Origin of the sequence: Mycobacterium stomatepiae (assembly GCF_010731715.1) — a bacterium.
Lineage (GTDB): Bacteria > Actinomycetota > Actinomycetes > Mycobacteriales > Mycobacteriaceae > Mycobacterium > Mycobacterium stomatepiae.
Genome location: NZ_AP022587.1, coordinates 3780552 through 3799488 on the forward strand (window position 1 = coordinate 3780552; position 18937 = coordinate 3799488).

Below are 18937 nucleotides of genomic sequence, written 5' to 3' on the forward strand. Positions count from 1 at the left end.
TACAGCTACCAGACCGCTCGTAGAGGCCGAACCAGTGGTCCCGGCTAAAGGCCCATGAAGCGGACGCGGTGTTAGTTCACGACTCCCGACGGTCGGAGTCGGTCGCGACTTCCTCGGCCGTGCCGGAGGTTTCGTCGCAGGGGTCCTGATGCCAATCGCCGAACGGGTCGGGGTAGCCCGCCCACTCCCGTGGCCGCTCCATTTCCGCGTCGGTCAGCAGCGCCCCGTACAGGGCGTCGAGAATGTCAGGAGGTTCCGCGCCGCAGGTCAACACCGTCATCGCCGTGTGCCGGTCGCCGAATCGATACTCCCATTGCAGCTCGGCGAAGAGGCGCCGTTCCGCGTCGACATTGGCCACCTCCCGAGCGGTCATGGCCGCCAACCACTTTCCCGCGCTGGCAACCCGCAAACCTCCACCGGCCGACTCCAGCCACATCACCTGGTCGGGCCGGCTAGCCAGCCACAGCCGTCCGCGGGTCCGCACCACGCCGGTCAGCAACAGATCCACCGCGGTGTGTAGGCGCTCGGGGTGAAACGGGCGTCGCGCGTTGAACTCGACGATTCGCACCGCTGCGTCGGCGCCCAGCGGCGGCCGTCCGGCGAGCAGCCAACCGTGCGGATGATCGCTGCGCCCACGTCGGGAGTCGTCTTCCAGATTCGCCAGCGCCGTCTCGACGCGCTCGAGGCCCACGGTGATCCGCGCCCGCGGCGCGAGCCTGCGCAGCACGGCCAGGGTCACGGGCTCGGGCCGGTTCAGCACCAGCAGGTCGGCGAACTCGGCCTGCCCGATGACGGCCTGGGCCATCGTGCGACCGTCGCGCAGCACGGCGTCCCCGAGCGCGCGGTGCAGCCAGGTGCGGGAGTCGACACACGTCACCACCCCGGCGATCGCCACGTCCAGGGCAGCCGGCCCGTCGGCGTAGCCGGGACCCATCCGCACGCGGACGTGATTGATCGCGACGCAGATAGGCTCGGGTTCCAGCCACTCGGACAACCGCACGACGATCCGCTCGACGCCGGCGTGGCGGGCCAGTTTGCGCAGCATCATCAGCAGGTCGTTGCGGACGGTGCAGGACACACACCCATGGGCAAGCTCCAATGCCTCCTCGGCAGTGGTTAATTCGCCCTTGCACAACATGGCCGTCGTGCGCCGCACCACGTGGCCGTCGAACCGATGCTCGACTACCACGCTTCCGGACCGGTGCAGGAAGGTACCCGTCACCGCGTCGGTGTCGCCCTGACCCGCTACCAGCACCACCGGCGTCCGCATCCCCACCCCTTATTGCAAATGATTGTCAATAATGCTTCCGCCACGGTACAGTGCCGGGTAGGTCTTGTCGAAAATGGTTTTCAATAATCGTGGCCCTGTCAAGCTCCGACTTGTTGGGCGGATTGCGTGGCTTTGGCCCGACGACTCGACGCTCGACGGAGAAGAGGAGATGTATGCCCATGCATTGTCAGGTCACCGGCCGCACAGTGGGTTTCGGTAACTCGGTATCGCACTCGCATCGCCGAACCAAGCGCCGGTGGTCGCCCAACATCCAGACCAAGACGTATTACCTACCGTCGGAGCGCCGGCGCGTCACGTTGCGGGTAAGCGCCAAGGGAATCAAGGTCGTCGACCGTGACGGCATCGAGGTCGTGATGGCGCGACTTCGCCGCGAGGGTCAGCGGATCTGATGGTGCGCAACGAGATTCGACCTATCGTCAAGCTGCGCTCGACGGCAGGCACCGGCTACACCTACATCACCCGCAAGAACCGGCGCAACGATCCCGACCGGCTCACACTACGGAAGTACGACCCGGTGGTCCGCCGCCACGTCGAATTCCGGGAGGAACGCTGAATGGCCAAGAAATCCAAGATCGTCAAGAACGACCAGCGTCGCGCGATCGTCGCCCGCTACGCCGAACGTCGCGCGCTGCTCAAGGAGATCATCCGTTCTCCGGCAAGCGATCCCGAGCAGCGGCTGACCGCACAACGGGCGCTCGCCCGCCAGCCACGCGACGCCAGTGCGGTGCGGGTCCGCAACCGCGACTCGGTCGACGGCCGTCCCCGTGGGCACCTGCGCAAGTTCGGGTTATCCCGGGTGCGGATGCGCGAGCTGGCGCACGAAGGGCAACTGCCCGGAGTGCGCAAGGCGAGTTGGTAAATGGCCGGCAAGTCGAAAAACAAGACCCGGCCCACCCGCACTCAGCCGGCCGAGAAGAAGAGGAACCTGCTGAGCAGCCTCGGGCTCAAGTACGTCGACTACAAAGACATCACGACGTTGCGGATGTTTCTCTCCGAGCGTGGCCGAATCCGATCTCGGCGCGTCACCGGCCTCACGGTCCAGCAACAACGGCAGGTCGCGATCGCCATCAGGAACGCCCGCGAGATGGCACTGCTGCCGTACATCAACGAGCGCTAATCCCGAATGAAACCCTTGTTACGCATCAGCACGTCCGCGAGGAATCCGTCGTGCGGGATCTCGGGCGCACCAAAGAACGTCGGGTGGTTTCCGCGGTAGACGTTGCTGACTGTCGGGTCGCCCAGCACGCTGTCGACCAGGCCGTCGTCGCCGGTAATCAAGTTGATTACCAATGAGTTTCGTAACGGTGCCAGGCCGGCGTCGCGTGACCACGGCGAAACCCACACACACGGGAACGGCAGTTCGATGTTGAGCTTGTCGACGTCGGGCTCGGCCAACAGGTGTACGGCCGGACGCAGCGCGGCGTAGCCGTCGCCCACCGCGGCAACGACCTGATCGGCGCCGAGCAGCGCGGTGGTGCCCGCGGCCTTGGTGGCCAGATAGTCCGCCAGCGCCCGCGCCTTTTCGACGGCTTGGGTGGGCAGAATCGCCCGTTCGTCCTCGGTGGGCAGCGGTTCGATCGTCGCCAACTTCTCGGCGATCGCCGCGGCCAGCGGGGCCGGGTCGCCCTCGTAGAGCGCCGCGGTGGTGTTGACGCACGCCACACCACCGAGATTGGCGATCGAGTCGACGATGAGATCCAAGTAGTCGCGCCAATCGCGATCGGCGGTGATCAGGATCTTGGCGCGGCCCGGGCCGTTCACCATCACCGTCGGATCGGCGGCGTATTTGTCGACGACGTCCTGGCCGCCGTACACCATGGCAAGATCTGCGCAGCGGATGATCTCGTCGGCGCCGCCGTGATCGGTGGGCAGAAAGACAACGTCCTCGTGCCGAAATCCGGCCTGGCGCAACGCGTTGACCAGACGATGCCCGGTGAAGGGCTCGCGCCGCGACGGGCGCACCGCGACCCGGTAACCCAGGGCGAGCGCTTGGGGCCACAGACCGCGCACACCCGGTCCGTTACCCGCGGCGTGCACCGCGAACACCTCGCCGCGCCGCGTCCAGACCGCACTGCCGGCGCGGGTGCGTTCGTCGCGCCAGTCGCGGGCCGCGCCCATCGGCTGGGCCGGGCGCACCGCGTCGAAGGCGTGGGCAACGGAGTCCGCCACATTGCGCGCCCCGGTGCGGGTGACCATGATCGGCACACCCGAAATCCGGCTGGCCAGTTCCACATACGCGTCGAAACCCAGCCCGCCGATCTCCGCGGTAGCAAAGATTTCGGCCGCCGCGTCCAGCGCTTTTTCCCGCTCCGCGACCGGCAGCGGCGTGACTTTACGCTGCGCGCCGATGGTGCGCGATACGTACAGCCGCGCCACCTTACTCAACTCGGCGACCGGCATCCCGGCGGTGGTAGCCACGATCTCGCGGTTGCGGGTGCGGTACTCGCCGCTGGGCCCCAGTGCGTCGAGTAGCACTAAATCAGTTGCCACGCACGGTGTTTCACCTGACATCTCAATACACACCCTCGATGACGGCCTCGCCCTCGAAGGTCGCCACCGGCCGTACCGCGCTGACCGAATCGCTGAGTTGCCCCGCGGGCCCTGGCATCCGGATGGCTATGTCGCGTTCCAGGTTGTTCGGCAGGAACATTCCCTTGCTGATGTGATTCATCACCACCTGGCCGAGCTGCCCGTACAGCACTTGCTCTCCGGTATCGGGATCGATCACCCAGAACACGACGTAGGGCGTGCGCGGGTCGAAAACGAATGCGTCGCCGTCGGTTCGGGTGACCGCCTGCGACAGGATCATGGTGCTGCCGAACGCCATCGTGATCGTCGTCTCGGGGAAGATGTCGCGGAGCAGGTCCAGCGTGTCGGCGTCCACGTGCGCGCCGCTGAGCAACAGGTAACGAATCTTGGCGTTCACCAAGTCCACCCAATCGTCGTTGCGGGTGATCGCCTCGAGCAACGGTGGGGTGGCGTGCAGGTTTGCGACGTTCTGCGTCCGCAGCACGTGCACCGCCTGTTCGAGAACGTGGTCGACGTAGGCCGCTACTTCCCCGACCGCATTGCGCGCGGCGATCTTCTTCACCCAGCGGGGATCGATGTCGATCGCGTGAAATGCCGAGCCAAGCCGCTCGGCGACCAGCCGCGAAAAGAATCCGACGCCGTGCGGGCCGCTCGGCATCAGGCACAGGAAGCCCTGCCCCCTGCGAAAGCCTCCGGTGGCGAAGTCCTCGGTTTGCCATTCGATAACCTGCGCGGCCCAATCCGGAAGTTGTGCAGTGCGTTTCGGAGCCCCGGTGGTGCCACCGGATTCGAAAACCTGCGGCACCGGCGGCGGTGAGCCGTATCCACGCGGGACCAGATCTTCGACCGGCACATTGCGCAGCTCGCCGAGCAGGTTCGGGAACAACCGCAAATCGGCGAAGGTCTTGATATCGGTCAACGGGTCGAAGTCCAGCGTCTCGGCGGCGCGGAGCCAGAAGGCGGAGCCGGTGTCCGCGCCGAAGTGCCAGGCGATCGCCGCGCGCAGATACGCGCACGCGTCGTCGACCGGTGCCGATCTCGGGACGTCCAACAACGAAAAGTCGATATCGGCCATGGCATCGATCCTGTCGCATGCCAGTCCCGCACGCCACGCGGGCTCCGGCCCGCCCGGGCATACAAAGACTGAACGTTCGCCCATGCCGCGGCGAATTCCGGGTTACCGCAAGGGTTTCACTTGCCCGCCACGCCAGTGCGCAGCCAGGCCGTGATCGCCTCGTTGAAGGCGGGATAGATGTCGTGATAGGTGCCGTCGCGTTCGGCGAACCGGAAATTCTTGACGCGTTCCACCACGATCTCCTCGGCCTGCGGCTGCGAGTGCAACAGTGCCATCGTCTCGACGATGAAGTCGTCCAGCGGCATCGCGCGCGGGTCGAATCCGCGCTCGCCCTGCAGCGCGGTCTGCACATGCGGCGGAATGATTTCGATGACCTGGACGGCGGTCTCGCGAAGCTGGAAGCGCAACGACTGGGTGTAGGAGTGCAGTGCCGCCTTGGACGCGCAGTAGGTGGGCGTAAGCGCCCTGGGCATGAATGCCAGGCCCGACGTCACGTTGAGGATCGCGGCGCGCGGCTTTCGCAACAGCGCCGGGAGCAGCGTCGAGATGAGCCGGATCGGCCCCATCAGATTGATCGCGATGCTCTGTTCCGCCGCGCCGGCGTTGCTGGCGGTGAGGTCCTCGACGCGTTGGGTCCCGGCGTTGTTGATCAGGACGTTGAAGTCCGGATATCGGTCGGTCAGCTCGACGGCGAACCGCCGGACGTCGGCCGCGTCGGATTGATCCAGCGGTAGGTAACCGATGCCGGGGTTGGCCTCGACGACGGCCTGCAGCAGCTCACGACGCCGGCCCGCGATCACGACCTGGTTGCCGAGCCGGTGAAACGACTCCGCCAAACCGCGGCCGATTCCGGTGCCGCCGCCAGTAACCAGCACGGTATTACCCGTCATTTGCATCGCTTGTGCTCCTCACGCTCGGGGCTGACGTCGCGCAATGCCCCAATCTACTGTGGGGTAGCCCACAGTTTCCGGCCCCCCACGCGGGCAGGCACTATGCGCGGTGGACATGTATGCGATGCAAGGTATTCATTTCACAAATAATGCACCCGAGCGCAGAGTCGAAAGAGACACAGCAATCCGACAGTGAGGAAAGCCGATGCGCTACATCGCCTTAGAGGAAGCGTTCTCCATCCCCGAGCTGGCCGAGCGCCAGCCCACCGCGGAGCATCAACGTCTGCAGAAGCGCATGACGCCGGAGTACGCCGCGCGCTGCGGGCTGCGGCTCCCCGACTTCGCCGAGCACCGGCTGGCGGAGATGGACGACGCCGGAATCGACATTCAGGTGCTCTCCCTGACCTCACCCGGCCTGCAGGTCGACATCGACGCCGAACGGGCCCGGGACAACGCGCGCTTCGCCAACGACTACCTGGCGAAGGCCATCAGTGAAAACCCCGATCGATTCCGCGGATTCGCGGCGTTGCCCTTGCAGGATCCCGCCGCCGCGGTTGCCGAACTGGAACGCGCCGTCACCCAGGACGGCTTCTGCGGCGCCCTGGTCAACGACTGCATCACCGGACCCGGCGGCCGCTACCTGGACGCGCCCGAATATGACGAGCTGTGGGCGGCGGTGGAATCCCTTGGCGTGCCGCTGTATTTGCACCCCGGCGCACCGCCGGCCGATCACTGGCAGGTCATCGAGGGGCGACCGGAACTGTACGGCGCAACCTGGAGCTGGGCCGCCGAGGTCAGCGGGCATGCGCTGCGGATCCTGTTCGGCGGCGTGTTCGACCGGCATCCCGGCGCGACGATGATTCTGGGTCACATGGGCGAGTTCCTGCCGTTCCAGCGCAGCCGAATCGACTCCCGCTTCGCGTCGACGTCCCTTTCTGCGACCAGCACGCTGCGGCGCACGCCGTCGGACTACCTCGGCACCAACATCGTCTTCACCAAGAGTGGCGTGTTTTCACCGGCGGTGATGCTGGGAGCCGTGCTAGGGGTCGGCGCGGACGCGCTGATGTTCTCGATCGACTACCCCTACGAGTCCTCCTACGACGCGGTCCAGGGATTCGAGCAGACGGCGCTGTCCGCCACCGACCGCGAGAAGATCGCGCACGGCACTGCCGAACGGCTGCTGCGGATCGACTACCGGTTGTGCAACCGACGCGGGTCAACACCCGCCCGGCGCCACGCCGCCACCGCCCACGGCGTGTACAGGAACCAGAGCGGGAACCGGTTGAGCACCGGATTCAACGCGCGTACGGCGGCGGCAAAGCGCTGAAACCGCTTCTCCTTCTTGGCATCCCACTGCAGCTGGCACACGTCGCGCATCTGCGGCGGCATGGTGCCGACCAGCACGAGACGGGTGTAGGCGTTCAGCGGCGCGGACAAGACCCGCCAGATGCTTTTGGGTATCCAGCGCGGTCCCGGGATGCCCTTGCGGATGTAGCCGGTGCCGTACAGCACGGTCTTGTGTGGCACGAACCGCGCGAGCATGTCGTCCCAATACGCGACGAAGTCGGCGTAGGTCTCCGGTTGGCCGCGCCCGCTGACGCCGTAGAGGCTGCACCAGACCTTGCCTTCGGTGAAGATCTGTTCTTTCTCCGCGTCCGACAGCCGCCGGATGAACATGTCGGTGTTGTAGATGACCTGGTCGACGAACGTGGCGTGCGCCCAATAGAACAGCTCGGGATTCAGGGCGTGATACCGCGAGCCGTCGCTGATGGTGCCCTTGATCGGCTTGTGGAAGTCGCGGACCTTGCGGCCCCACTCGTGCGGGTCGTCGGAGTAGACAGTCTTCATCAGCGGCGGCGCGGTTCGCTTGGCCCGGCCCAACGTGTCGCTGAAGATCACCGAGTGATCGAGCACGCCCTGGGCGAGCTGTTCGATGCAGTTCTCGACGCCGGCGACGCGCTGGAACCCGAAGAACTGGGTGCGGTGATCGCCGTAGAACTTCCAGATCAGGGAATCGGGCCCCAGCCGCGGCGCGGTCTCGGCGCTCTCGTCGTCGACCTCAACCAAGACAGGGACCGCTTCCCGCACGCCGACGTCAAAACTCGGACCGGCCAATGGGCCCTTCTGGGCGGTCATTGCCCACCTCCCCTGCGGCAACCGTCGTGAACCACTGACACAAACGTGTATCTTTGTTCCAAAGCTAGCATTCGCCCGACGAGATTTCCGTGGGGGTCGTGATCCATGCAGAGCCGCAGCGTCGCGGGCAAGCTCGACGAAATCGTCGATATCGACAGCGCCATCCTGGACACCGCCCGGGCCGTCTTCGAGACCTACGGCGTGCGCCGCGCGAACATCGAGGACGTCGCCGTCCGGGCCGGGGTTAGCCGCAGCACCGTCTACCGACGGTTCCCCACCAAGGACGACCTGGTCGAACAGGTCGTGCGCCGGGAGGGTGAACTCTTCTTCGCCACCCTGGACCGTGCCACCACCGGCTGCACTCCGGCCGAAGCGGTTATCGAGGCGTTCACCCTGGGGGTGCGCCTGGTCCAGGACTCGCCGCTGTACTCCCGCATCGTCGAAAGCGAGCCCGAACTGTTCGGCCTGTTCTCCCGGTCGCAGGTCTTTCCAATCAGCCAATTCGCGGACGGGATAGCGCACACCCTGCGCAGGTGCGGGTCCGACATTCCCGAGCCCGACCTGGCCAACATCGCCGACGTGCTGCTGCGCGTGGCACTGGGCATCATCGTCTTCCCCACCGACCGGCTCGACATCTCGGATCACGCCGCTGTCCGGGAGTACGCCGCCCGCTACCTGGTCCCCATCATCGGCGACTTGTCATAGCCCTGCACTAACCTGGGTAACGTGGCGCCGGTTCCGCGGACCCGGTACGCCAGTTGCGGCGAACTCGACATCGCCTATCAGGTCTTCGGCGATGGCCCGATCGACTTGCTGGTGCTGCCGGGCCCACTCATTCCGATTGACTGTGTGGACAGCGAGCCCTCGATGTACCGCTTTCATCGACGGCTGGCGTCCTTCAGCCGCGTGATCCGCTTCGACCAGCGCGGGATCGGCATGTCGTCGCGGGTTCCTTCGCTGGACATGATCGGCCCCCGGTCCTGGGCGCAAGACGCGATCGCCGTGATGGACGCGGCCGGGTGTGAGCGAGCGACGGTCTTCGCCCCGGGTTTCACCTCGTTGGCCGGGCTGGTGCTGGCCGCCGAATTTCCCGAGCGGGTTTGCAACCTGGTGATCTTCAACGGCGCGGCGAGAACGCTGCGGGGTCCCGACTACCCGATCGGCAGCGACGAGGTCGAGGCGGAACCGTACACGACGGCGGGGGTCGAACCGGATGCCGTCGAGCAGGGTTTCGACATGCTCGGCATCATCGCCCCCTCGGTGGCCGGCGACGACGCATTCCGCGCGTGGTGGGACCACTCCGGCAACCGGGCCGCATCCCCGAGCATGGCGCGCGTTGTCATCGAGACCATCCGGCGCTCCGACGTACGCGACATCCTGCCTCGCATCACGACGCCGACGTTGATCCTGCACCGCGACAATCCGGAGTTCAGCCCGATCGGCCACGGGCACTACATGGCCGAGCACATTGCCGGGTCGCGTTTCGTCGAGCTCCCGGGCGAAGATTCCCTGTACTGGACCGGCAACACCGCGCCGATGCTCGACGAGATCGAGGAGTTCATCACCTGTGCGCGACGGCTCGGACACCGAGCGACTGCTGACCACGATCGTGTTCACCGACATCGTCAGCTCGACCGAGCGCGCCGCCCTGCTCGGCGACGACCGGTGGCGCGATCTGCTGGACAACCACGACACCATCGTGCGCCACGAACTGCAACGCTTCTCCGGCCGCGAAGTCAACACGGCCGGAGACGGATTCGTCGCCACGTTCAGCAGCCCGAGCGCGGCCATCGCCTGCGCCGACGCCATCGTCGACGCGGTCCGCGTGCTCGGCATCGAGGTGCGGGTGGGCATTCACGCCGGTGAGGTCGAAATGCGGGGCGCCGATATCGCAGGCATGGCCGTACACATCGCCGCCCGGGTGGCCGCCCTCGCGGGCCCGAGCGAGGTGTTGGTCTCCTCGACGCTGCGCGACATCGTCACCGGCTCGCGGCACCGGTTCGCCGAGCGCGGTGAGAGTGCGCTGAAGGGCGTGCCGGGTCAGTGGCGGTTGTACGCGTTGGTGAGCGAGCACGCGGTCGTCAAGCGTTAACGAAACCCATATGCTCGGCGGGTCGAGGCACCCGGCCGCCGCGCGTAGTCTGCGTTGGGGGCCGACAGCGTCGCGGCTCCCGGATTTCGGCGTGCAGCTTGGTGATCGAAGGAGTACGCATGACCGACGTACACGTCTCGCTTCCTCCCGCGCTGCGCAGGGCGCTGGATCTGCTTACCGATCCGCCTGCCGAACCGGACGCCGGCAAGGGTTATCTCGATCTGCTCGGCGCCGAATCTGCGGACGTCCCGAAGAACACCGGCCCGATCCAGGCGGCGTGGGCATCGCCAATCGGCTCAATGCTTTACGACAACGCCCAGGCCTTCCTACGACGGCTGATCGCCGCGCTGCAGCACCCCGCCGAGTGGCTAGACATCCCGCCGGGCGGAACCGCGTTGGATGTCGGTTCCGGTCCGGGCACCGTCACCGCCTCGCTGGCGCGCGCCGCGGGCAAGGACGGACTCGCGCTGGGCGTGGACATTTCCGAGGCTATGCTGGCCTGCGCGGTGCGCAACGAGGCCGGCCCGCACGTCGGCTTCATACGCGCTGACGCACAACGACTTCCGCTGCGCGCCGATACGGTCGACGCGGTGGTCTCGATGGCGGTGCTGCAATTGGTTCCGGATCCGGCCGCCGCCCTGGCCGAGATGGCGCGGGTGCTGCGATCGGGTGGACGACTGGCGGTGATGGTCCCGACCGCGGGGCGTGCCGCGTGGGCTTGGCAGTTACTGCCCAACATCGGGGCGCATGCGTTCGGCGAAGACGAAATCGGCGACATCCTGGAAGACAACGGGTTCGTCAGCGTACGGGTCAAGAACATCGGCACGTTCCAGTGGGTGCGCGCCAAAAAGGGCTGAGCGTCAGTCGTGTTTGAACGCCGGGTGACCGCGCACCAGTAGCGGCAGTAACGACTCGGGCGGCGCGATCCGGAAGAACGACGACGCGAACCGGTTGACCCAGCCCGGGACGACGACGGCCTTGCCGGCCGCCAGCCCATCGATCCCGGCCTGCGCGACCTTGTCCGCGGGAATCCACATGATCCGCGGCAGGGCGGCTTCGGCTTCCTCCTTGCCGAAGCCCGCCGCTTCGCCGAATCCGGTGTCCACCGGCCCCGGACACAGCGCGGTCGCGGTCACGCCGGTGCCGCGCAGTTCACCGCGCAGGCTGTGGGTGTAGGACAACACGAACGCCTTGGCGCCGCCGTACGCCGCTTGACCCGGCAGCGGCCCGAATGCGGCCACCGACGCGACGTTCAGCACGGCGCCACGACCTCGCTCGACCATGCCGGGCAGGAACCTGCTGCACAGATCGACCACAGCGGCCACGTCGACCTCGACGAGGTTAACTTCGCTCTCGGGAACAGAATTCGCGACTAGCCCGAGGGTCGATAGCCCGGCGTTGTTGATCAGGATGTCCGGCGTGAGGCCGAGGGCGCCGCGCGGTCCGGCAGACTCGCCCGCGCGGACCGATCGGACAGGTCGGGGGGCAGCGGGTGCGCGGCGGGGCCCAGTCGTTGGGCGATCTCGTCGAGGCGGTCGGCGCTGCGAGCCACCAGCACGACCTGATAGCCGCGCCTCGACAGAATCCCAGCGAACTGTTCGCCGATGCCCGACGACGCGCCGGTGACGATCGCGGCGCGATCGTTTCCCGGTGGCGGCAGAGCCATGCCGAACTCCTACTCGAATCGCTGGGCGAGCATCGCGAGCTTGTCCATCGACTCGCGCAGCATCTCGGCAGTGGTCGAACGCGCCTTCTCCAGCCGGGTCGGGTCGGTCAGCGCGGTGAAGTCGTAGGTGTGGGTGACGTTGGTCAGGGTGGAGTTGATCTCGCTGAGTTCCCAGCGCCACAGGTGGCCGGGCGGCTTCTTGCCGGGTTCAGCTGGCTGCCAGGCGATCTTGACGCCTTCGATGAATTCGACGACGTGGTTTTCCCGCACGGCGCCGTTGGTCAGCGTCGTCTTGAATACGTCACCGACCGCACGGACCCGCTGCCCGGGACCCGACGAGGCCAGGTTGTTGTTGCCATCCCAGCTGGGCTGGCTGGAGGGTTCGGCGATCAGTTCGAAGATTCGCTCGGCGCTGGCCGAGACGAAGCGCGTGGCGCTGACAATGCCTTCCGGATCCGTATCGGCCATAGGCCAATCCAAACATGTCGCATGCAGCGATGGGGGTCGGCATCCTGCCGACCCCCATCGCGGGTCCGGATTAGTGGGCGCCGACCAGCTGGGCCGGGCGCGACAGCGCAGCCTTGGCCTGGCGGCTGTCCTCGTCGGCCAGCACCTCGACCTCACCGTCGCGGATACCGTCGACGATTTGCCGCGCAACATCGCGCGGGTCGTTTTTCGGCACGGAGAATTCGGCAGCCATATCGGTGTCGGTGTAGCTCAGGTGGGCCGACATTACCAAGGTGCCCTGCTTCTGCAGTTCGATGCGCAGCGAGTTGGTCATCGACCAGATGGCGGCCTTGGAGTCACCGTAACCGCCGAATCCGCCCACCCACGCCACAATGGAACTGATGTCGACCAGCGCCCCGCCACCGTTTTCGGCCAGGATCGGCGCGAAGGCCTGAGCCACCCGCAGTGCGCCGAAGTAGTTGGTCTCGAACACCGTGCGGGCTTCCTCGATGTCACTGGTGAGCAGTTGGGCCGCGCCGATGACGCCGGCGTTGTTCACCACGATGTCGGCGTCTGCAGCCACAACAGCAAGCGCCGCAACCGAATCCGCCTTGGTGACATCGAGCGCGACACTGACGACACGTGGGTCGTCGCTGGGCCTGGGGGAGCGGGCGGTCGCGTAGACCTTGGCCGCGCCCCTGCTCAAAAACTCGTCCACGATGGCCTTGCCGAGCCCGCGCTGTCCGCCGGTGACCACAACCGTCGCTCCCTTGATGTTGACCATGATGCACTCCTTGACTGAGGTGAAATATCTTTGCTTCTGTCACGCTAATTGCTTCGCGTGACATAGTCAAGTAGCATTTGGATATGTCTGCATGGCCTGCGTCACACCGATTCGAACTCGCGACGGCGCCCGGCGGTCTTGGGTTTGTTCACGATTTCCTCAACACGGTCCACGAGCCCGACCTGCTCGCCGACACGACTCTGACGCGCGACTGGGTGGCCCGGGCGGTGCGGACCTGGGCGGAGTTGCGTGGCGTTCCCGCCGAACCGCCCGCCGTGACAGACGCGGACCTGCCGAAGCTGCGCGCCCTGCGCGACTCGATCACGCGGCTGGTGCGCGGAGAACCGGATGGCGGCGGGGCCTCGATCTCCGCGTCGTTCGCGATGTCCGAGACCGGCGAGGTGCGGCTGGAGCCCGCCGGCAGCGGCTGGCGCTGGCTGGCCTCGGCGCTCTGGGCCGAGATCCTGCTGAGCCAGCAGGCCGGCACCTGGCGACGACTGAAGCAATGTCATAACGACCCGTGCGAATCGACTTTTTACGACCGGTCGAAGAACAACAGCGGCGTCTGGTGCAACGTCAAGACGTGCGGCAATGTCGCCAATCTGCGGGCCTCACGGGCGCGACGGCGCGAACGCCAACGCGGCGGACAGGGCACCCCGTTCAGCCCAGCGCCGGCAGCAGGTGCAGCAACACGCGAGCCGAACTGATCGAGACCTCCTCGACGAAGAGGTTGAAGTCGAGCCCGGAGTCGGTGCCGGCCAGGTCGGATAGCGCGCGGATCACCAGCCAGGAAATGCCGAATGCCTCGCAGACCTGGGCCAGCGCGCCGCCCTCCATTTCGACGGCGAGGCCGCCGAAATCGTCGCGCAACCGAGAGCGGGTGGCGTCGCAGTGCACGTACTGATCGCCGGTCAACACGGTGCCGGTGGTGATCCGAGGCGGCCGGCCCGTGCCACCCGCCTCCGGGGGCAGCGCCGCAACGGCGAATCCCTCCAAGCGGCGATTGACGCGATCGAGCAGTGCGGGTTCGACCGGATAGCCGAAGCGCTCGGTCGGGTTGATGAACGGGACATGCCCCGGCTGATAGGGCGCCAACCGCTCGTCCTGGATGACCCCGAAGTCGTGCTGCACCACCCGGTCGGCGATCACGATGTCGCCGATATGCAGCCGCGGGTCAAGGCCGCCCGCCACCCCGGTGAAAACGATTGTCTAGCAATCAAATCGGTCGGCCAGCAATGTCGCCACCAGCCCTGTGTTGACCTTGCCCATGCCGGCCGCGGCCAGCACCACCCGGTGTGCGTCGAGTTCTCCGGTATCGAAGGTCGTCCGTGCGATCTCTTTGCGCTCGGCTCCCGACAAGACGCTGCGCAGATAAGCCCACTCTTGCGGGATTGCACAAATGACCCCGATTGTCACCGTGATTCGCTCGCGCGCAACTTGGACTCCAATCGCCGAGGCTGGCACCGCCGGCGATTGTATCGACGGTCAGTCGATCAGCAGCGCTCCGCACCTCGGCGCATGACGCGCGAGCCGTCTCCCTGGCCGCGTGACTTGCTTCTACGCACAAGGTTCAGCGCCTCACAGGCGCGCGCTTTGATGGGGGCCACTACGTCGATGTTGGTAGCGCTCTGATTGATCAAGGTCTGCAGTGTTGTCACAGTCACGACCCCTCCTCCGCCGGCCTAGACAGCCGACTCATCAATTCCACCGCGGCTGTTTTACAAGTGTGCAGCGCGTGGGTAAACGCAGTGCTAATGCGCTTTGTGTCGTGGCGCACATTCCGAGGCGTTCCGCCCCGCTGGTCACAATCCGTGGATCGTCCTGACCAGCACTAATCCGGTCGAAGCCGCAAAGTCGGTTTGCCCGTCGCGCCCACGGCATCGTGGTGCGCGGCGACACGCGGTTAGATTCACGCTGGCGAAAATGATGTTGCCACAAGGGAAATCCCCTCAGCCCAACGCTGGGTAGATCCAGTCTGCCACATCCGCCGGCGGTACGTCGGCAGGCGGAATGTTAGGTTGCCTATATGTCCGACGAAATGCTCTGCATCGACCACCACCGGCTGGAATCGATCTACGGTCCGCTGGCCGAGTCGATCCGCCGGCTCGTCGACCTCAGCATCCGCAGCGAAGCCGACCCCGCGACAGTGGCGGCGGCCAAGGCCAAAATCGACAGAGCCGCAGACGAATTGAGCGTCTCGGTGCGGCCGGGGCCGTTCGGCGTACAAGTGACTCCGGACGGCCGCACGATCGCCTGGGGGAACGCGGTGATCGGTCTGCGCAACCCCATCGCCCCACCCCTGGTGATCCATCACGAACCGGACGGGTTGGTGTGGTCGGAGTTCACTCTCGGCGCGGCGTATGAAGGCCCGCAGGGGCATACGCACGGCGGGGTCTCCGCCCTGATCCTCGACCACGTGCTGGGTGCGACGGCCCACCAGCTGGATCGGCCCGTCTATACCGGCACCCTGACCGTGCGTTACCGGCGCCGTACGGAGCTGGGCCGTCCGCTGCGGGCCGAAGCCCGTATCGAACGCACCGAGGGCGTCAAGACGTTCTCCGTCGGCCACATCGCCGACGAGGACGGTGTCACCGTGGAAGCCGAGGGTATTTTCATCAGCCCGAAGACGTGAACGTCACGTCGTCATAGCGGCCCGCTCGACGTCGAGCAGCTGCTCGCCCCGTCGCTCCTCGTCATAGGCTTTGCGGCCGCCGCGCGCACCGAACAGTCGTTTGGAGACCACCAGGTAGATCACCGCGAGGATGTTGATGCTGAAGGTGACTAGGCGCGTCATCGTGATGCCCTTGGCCAGGTCATGGATCTCCAACGGCAGGAACACCGCGGTGGCGATCACCGCGAAGTACTCGCCCCAGCGCTTGAGCAACCAAAGGCCGACGGCCTCGAGCACCTCGATGAGTGCGTAGGCGGTCAGCATCAGGGTCAACAGCGCCAACGTGGAAGGCTTGGCGGCCAGCGCCTTTTCGAGCTCGTGCACGATCGTCAACTGGTCGACGTTGAACCCGGCGGCGCGGAAGATCGGCAGGTCGCGATCGAGGGTGGCCTGGATGGATCCCCGTGCGCCGCGGAAGGTCCAGACCGCATACGCCGCCAGCGCGATCACCACCGCCCGGAACACGCGTTCGACCGCGAGCGCACGAATGATGATGGCTTGTCGTAAAGCCTTGCCGCGCACAATCATCGGAGCGTCTTCGGCGTGGCCGCTGCCGTGCGGTTCGCCGATCACGAATTCCCCGCAGCGCAGGCACCGCCACACTTCGCCGAGTCCGGTGGTGCCGCTGAGCCGGTCGGCGAGTTCCTGCTCTTCCGGCGCATACGTGACGTGTCCTGCTAGCGCGCAGGTGACGAGCTCCCACCGGTTGATGCCGCGATCTTTACGCATGGCCGATCATTCAACGCGGGCAGCAAACGGCGCAAGAGGGCGCGCAGGTTTCAGAACCGCGGACGGCTGCGCGGGCGCCGCGGTTGCGGGCTCACCGCGTCCAACAGTCCGGTGAGCTCGGCGACCGCGATCTCGTCGATGCGGTCGACGGCGGTGACGATGTCGGTGCACAGCGCGTCGTCGCAGAACGGTTCGGCGAGCCAGCCGAACTTGTCCACGACCCGATCCCACGTCATCGGCCGGGTCGGCGATCCCTCGTAATCGCTTTCCTCGCGGTTGAATTCCCGTCCGTCACACGTCTGGACGTGCACCCGCGTCGCGGTGCGTTGCGGATAGTCGGCGGTCAGGTCGGCCGCGGCGACGACGTCGACCCGCGCCAGCAACTCCTGCACGTCGTCGCGCAGCACCCGTTCGTTCTCCAGCTGTTCGGGGCCCACCCCACCGTCGAGCAGCGCGACGGCGCCCAGGTACTTCAGGTTGTAGTCGGCCTGCTCCTTGGTCCGCGGACGATCCTTGTCGCCGTAGACTCCCCCGCCGGCGATGTCGTAGGCGGTCTGAAAGACCTCGATCCTCACTCGCTCGACGTCGTCGCCGCGCAGACCGTTGTCGGCCCGAATCGCTAACAGCGCGTTGATGATGGCCTGTCCGTGGATCAGTGCGCAGTACTGCTTGAGGTAGGTCTGTTCGACCGCCGCGAGTGCGCGGTCGGCGGTGTTGAAATCGATTGGCTGATCGAAGAGTTGGACCAGCCCATCCGGCCCTTCGAACAATGACTTGGGTCCGGTGATGCCGCGGCCGGCCAACATCGTCGTGTACACCGCGCGCATGCCGGTGATGGCCGGAGAGATGCCCTTCCAGTTAGACACCGGTTCGGCGTGGACCGCGGCGAGGGAGACGTTATCGGCGACGGCCGCCGCGATGGCGTGCGCGGTGCGCTCGGCGTCCAGCCCGAGCAACTTCGCAGACCCGGCCGCGACCGACATCGCTAGCTGCAGCGCATGATTGAGACCACGCGCCATCACGGGAACCCGTGCGCTAAGCCGACATTGGATCTCGTAGGCGACGGCGAGGGCGAGCAGGAAATCGGCTCCGGTGGCGCCGACGTGCTCGGCCACCGCCAGGACGGCGCCGAAGTTGTCGGCCGGGTGGCACAGGCCGCCCACGGTCAGGTAGGTGTCGAGCAGGTCGGGATAGCGCACCAGCACGGCGTTGAAGAACGCGGCCTGGTCCACCGAGGCGCGGCCGCCGCCGACGAGCGTCGCCGAGGCGCGGCTGCTGAACTGGTCGGTGTGCTCTCGGATCGTCGCAATGAGTTCGCCGTCGAGCGAGCCGACGGCACAGGCGATGCTGTCGAGCACGTTACGTTTGAGCAATGCCCGTGGGTGCTCGCTCAGATCGGCTGACTGGGCACCGACGACGAACTCGGCAAGATCGTCCACAACATAGCCGTGCCCCATGACATCTCGTCCTTCCGCTACTGAATCCCACTCAAGCGCGGCGGCGATCAACCGTCCAGAACCTATCGCCTACGTGTGTTCGGGTGAGCTTCCTACCGCTGCTCAGCAGCGTCGAGCACGCGTCTGTGGGGGTCGTCGGAAGGGATCCACCATCGGTCGGCCGGCGGCGTCCGGAAATGCCGGGTGTCCGCCAGCTTCAGCAGCGCATCCACCACCTGGAACACGCCGACCCGGTCCTCGGTTTCGCGGTGCACCAGTGACCAGGTCCAGAGTGGTACCGGATCCGCAACGGGCCGTTGACCCAGGCTGGGTGGTGTTACTGCGTTGTGCCGCTTGGGCGAAGCGAGAACCGCAGCCGCGATCCGGCGCACGTGCACGTAGAACGCGTCGCCGGTGATGCCGCCATCGTCGATCCGTACGACGCGCGCTCCGGTTGCGGCCGCGAACTGCCCCGCGAAACGGTTCCAGGAGGACCAGGCCGACTCGTCGGCGTCGAGCAGAACCGTAAGATGCCGTGCTGCAATGGGATCAGCCGAGCTTACGCTCGGCAGTACCGCGTGCAGCGGCTCCGCGCGCACCAGGTATGTCGTTAGTCCGCGCTCCTTTGCCTGCTGCGCGGTTACCCAGGTCAGCGCGACTCCAGGGTGCCCTCCGCGACGCGATCGGCCTGCACGTGTGACGGCAGCACCCATTCATCGAGTCGTAGTGACACCGCCGATCCCAGCACGGTGGCGATGTCATCGGGTAGCCAGCTGACGTAGCCGAGCCGCACCGGAACACTCTCGGCCGCCACCCGCTGCAGTCGATTCCTGGCATCATCGGCCAGGGCCAGCATCATGCGTGCATCCGGTAACAGGGTGCGTCCAGCTTCACTTAACCGGACGCTGCGCCGGTCTCGCACGAACAGGTCGGCCCCCAATTCACGTTCAAGTGCGATGATCTGCTGTGACAGAGCAGGTCCCGAAATGTGTATCCGGTTGGCCGCCCGCCCGAAGTGCAACTCCTCGGCGACCGCCACGAAGTAGCGCAGCTGCCGCAGTTCCATGCAACGAGCTTAGGTCGGTCTACCTGCAGTAGGAAGCGCAACTTAATAGTGATCGGAGTTACGTCGTGGACTCGCCGGCCCACCGGCGATTAGCTGGGCTAAACCGCCGCGATCGCTTGAGGAGC

Annotated in this window: 19 protein-coding genes and 4 pseudogenes; 10 read left to right on the forward strand and 13 right to left on the reverse strand. The window is 66.3% G+C overall.

The genetic code is table 11. The annotated features are described in order from the left end of the window. Positions 1-76 precede the first annotated feature (76 nt). The gene (gene mrf, locus G6N54_RS17800) at positions 77-1270 is read right to left on the reverse strand and encodes a ribosome hibernation factor-recruiting GTPase MRF (RefSeq protein WP_163791248.1); all 1194 of its coding nucleotides are present in this window, start codon (positions 1268-1270) and stop codon (positions 77-79) included. Between the two features lie 173 nt (positions 1271-1443). Here mrf and rpmB point away from each other — a divergent pair, with 173 nt between their 5' ends. Genes rpmB through rpsR form a run of 4 tightly spaced genes read left to right on the forward strand, consistent with a single transcriptional unit; the run spans position 1444 to position 2408 of the window. Next, positions 1444-1680 carry a 50S ribosomal protein L28 gene (rpmB, locus tag G6N54_RS17805; RefSeq protein ID WP_163791249.1) on the forward strand — a complete coding sequence of 79 codons (237 nt, stop codon included), beginning with the start codon at positions 1444-1446 and terminating at the stop codon, positions 1678-1680. After that, positions 1680-1844 (forward strand): 50S ribosomal protein L33, encoded by a 165-nt coding sequence (gene rpmG / locus G6N54_RS17810; RefSeq protein WP_163791250.1) that lies wholly within the window; start codon positions 1680-1682, stop codon positions 1842-1844. Before rpmB ends, rpmG begins: the two co-directional genes overlap by 1 nt. Beyond that, complete coding sequence (gene rpsN / locus G6N54_RS17815) at positions 1845-2150, forward strand: 30S ribosomal protein S14 (protein WP_163791251.1); 306 nt, start codon at positions 1845-1847, stop codon at positions 2148-2150. Then, entirely contained in the window at positions 2151-2408 is a 258-nt protein-coding gene (gene rpsR, locus G6N54_RS17820; RefSeq protein ID WP_163791252.1) for a 30S ribosomal protein S18, read from the forward strand. On the opposite strand, the gene G6N54_RS17825 is transcribed toward rpsR, so the two are convergent. From G6N54_RS17825 to G6N54_RS17835, 3 genes are all read right to left on the reverse strand, one after another. Then, a complete protein-coding gene (locus G6N54_RS17825) occupies positions 2405-3802 on the reverse strand; it encodes an aldehyde dehydrogenase family protein (protein WP_163791253.1) in 1398 nt (465 codons plus the stop codon). The two genes, rpsR and G6N54_RS17825, sit on opposite strands and share 4 nt — an antisense overlap. Before the next feature lies 1 nt (position 3803). After that, complete coding sequence (locus G6N54_RS17830; RefSeq protein ID WP_163791254.1) at positions 3804-4895, reverse strand: acyl-CoA synthetase family protein; 1092 nt, start codon at positions 4893-4895, stop codon at positions 3804-3806. 116 nt (positions 4896-5011) lie between these two features. Beyond that, a complete protein-coding gene (locus G6N54_RS17835) occupies positions 5012-5791 on the reverse strand; it encodes an SDR family oxidoreductase (protein WP_163791255.1) in 780 nt (259 codons plus the stop codon). Between the two features lie 289 nt (positions 5792-6080). On the opposite strand from G6N54_RS17835, the pseudogene G6N54_RS30650 reads away from it, so the two are divergent. Next, a pseudogene (locus G6N54_RS30650) lies at positions 6081-6962 on the forward strand (amidohydrolase family protein); the annotation flags it as partial. A 14-nt stretch (positions 6963-6976) separates the two neighbouring features. On the opposite strand, the gene G6N54_RS17845 reads toward G6N54_RS30650, so the two are convergent. Then, complete coding sequence (locus G6N54_RS17845; protein WP_163791256.1) at positions 6977-7921, reverse strand: oxygenase MpaB family protein; 945 nt, start codon at positions 7919-7921, stop codon at positions 6977-6979. Positions 7922-8026: 105 nt separating this feature from the next. Between G6N54_RS17845 and G6N54_RS17850 the strand changes: the two genes are divergently transcribed. From G6N54_RS17850 to G6N54_RS17860, 3 genes and pseudogenes are all read left to right on the forward strand, one after another. Next, on the forward strand, positions 8027-8626 hold the full coding sequence (locus G6N54_RS17850) for a TetR/AcrR family transcriptional regulator (protein ID WP_163791257.1): 600 nt from the start codon (positions 8027-8029) through the stop codon (positions 8624-8626). A 12-nt stretch (positions 8627-8638) separates the two neighbouring features. Then, a pseudogene (locus G6N54_RS17855) lies at positions 8639-10013 on the forward strand (adenylate/guanylate cyclase domain-containing protein). Between the two features lie 119 nt (positions 10014-10132). Next, a complete protein-coding gene (locus G6N54_RS17860) occupies positions 10133-10870 on the forward strand; it encodes a methyltransferase domain-containing protein (protein WP_163791258.1) in 738 nt (245 codons plus the stop codon). Between the two features lie 3 nt (positions 10871-10873). On the opposite strand, the pseudogene G6N54_RS17865 reads toward G6N54_RS17860, so the two are convergent. The 3 genes and pseudogenes from G6N54_RS17865 to G6N54_RS17875 all read right to left on the reverse strand — a co-directional run bounded on the left by G6N54_RS17865 (position 10874) and on the right by G6N54_RS17875 (position 12910). Further along, positions 10874-11679, reverse strand: a pseudogene (locus G6N54_RS17865) (SDR family NAD(P)-dependent oxidoreductase). 9 nt (positions 11680-11688) lie between these two features. Further along, a complete protein-coding gene (locus tag G6N54_RS17870) occupies positions 11689-12147 on the reverse strand; it encodes an SRPBCC family protein (protein WP_163791259.1) in 459 nt (152 codons plus the stop codon). Positions 12148-12217: 70 nt separating this feature from the next. After that, positions 12218-12910 (reverse strand): SDR family oxidoreductase, encoded by a 693-nt coding sequence (locus tag G6N54_RS17875; RefSeq protein ID WP_163791260.1) that lies wholly within the window; start codon positions 12908-12910, stop codon positions 12218-12220. An 83-nt stretch (positions 12911-12993) separates the two neighbouring features. Between G6N54_RS17875 and G6N54_RS17880 the strand changes: the two genes are divergently transcribed. Then, entirely contained in the window at positions 12994-13617 is a 624-nt protein-coding gene (locus G6N54_RS17880; protein WP_163791261.1) for a CGNR zinc finger domain-containing protein, read from the forward strand. Here the strand turns inward: G6N54_RS17880 and G6N54_RS17885 are convergent. Then, positions 13571-14332 (reverse strand): annotated as a pseudogene (locus G6N54_RS17885) (5'-methylthioadenosine/adenosylhomocysteine nucleosidase). The gene G6N54_RS17880 and the pseudogene G6N54_RS17885 sit on opposite strands and share 47 nt — an antisense overlap. Positions 14333-14936: 604 nt before the next feature. Between G6N54_RS17885 and G6N54_RS17890 the strand changes: the two are divergent. Then, positions 14937-15542: a PaaI family thioesterase gene (locus G6N54_RS17890; RefSeq protein ID WP_163791262.1), complete on the forward strand. Its 606-nt coding sequence runs from the start codon at positions 14937-14939 to the stop codon at positions 15540-15542. Between the two features lie 3 nt (positions 15543-15545). On the opposite strand, the gene G6N54_RS17895 is transcribed toward G6N54_RS17890, so the two are convergent. From G6N54_RS17895 to G6N54_RS31150, 4 genes are all read right to left on the reverse strand, one after another. Beyond that, positions 15546-16310 carry a DUF2127 domain-containing protein gene (locus G6N54_RS17895; RefSeq protein ID WP_163791263.1) on the reverse strand — a complete coding sequence of 255 codons (765 nt, stop codon included), beginning with the start codon at positions 16308-16310 and terminating at the stop codon, positions 15546-15548. A 50-nt stretch (positions 16311-16360) separates the two neighbouring features. Next, a complete protein-coding gene (locus G6N54_RS17900; RefSeq protein WP_163794806.1) occupies positions 16361-17749 on the reverse strand; it encodes an MmgE/PrpD family protein in 1389 nt (462 codons plus the stop codon). 110 nt (positions 17750-17859) lie between these two features. Beyond that, the gene (locus G6N54_RS29555; protein WP_170313060.1) at positions 17860-18345 is read right to left on the reverse strand and encodes a hypothetical protein; all 486 of its coding nucleotides are present in this window, start codon (positions 18343-18345) and stop codon (positions 17860-17862) included. A gap of 50 nt (positions 18346-18395) precedes the next feature. Next, positions 18396-18812, reverse strand: a complete 417-nt coding sequence (locus G6N54_RS31150; RefSeq protein ID WP_170313061.1) for a LysR family transcriptional regulator — start codon at positions 18810-18812, stop codon at positions 18396-18398. Between the last annotated feature and the right edge of the window lie 125 nt (positions 18813-18937).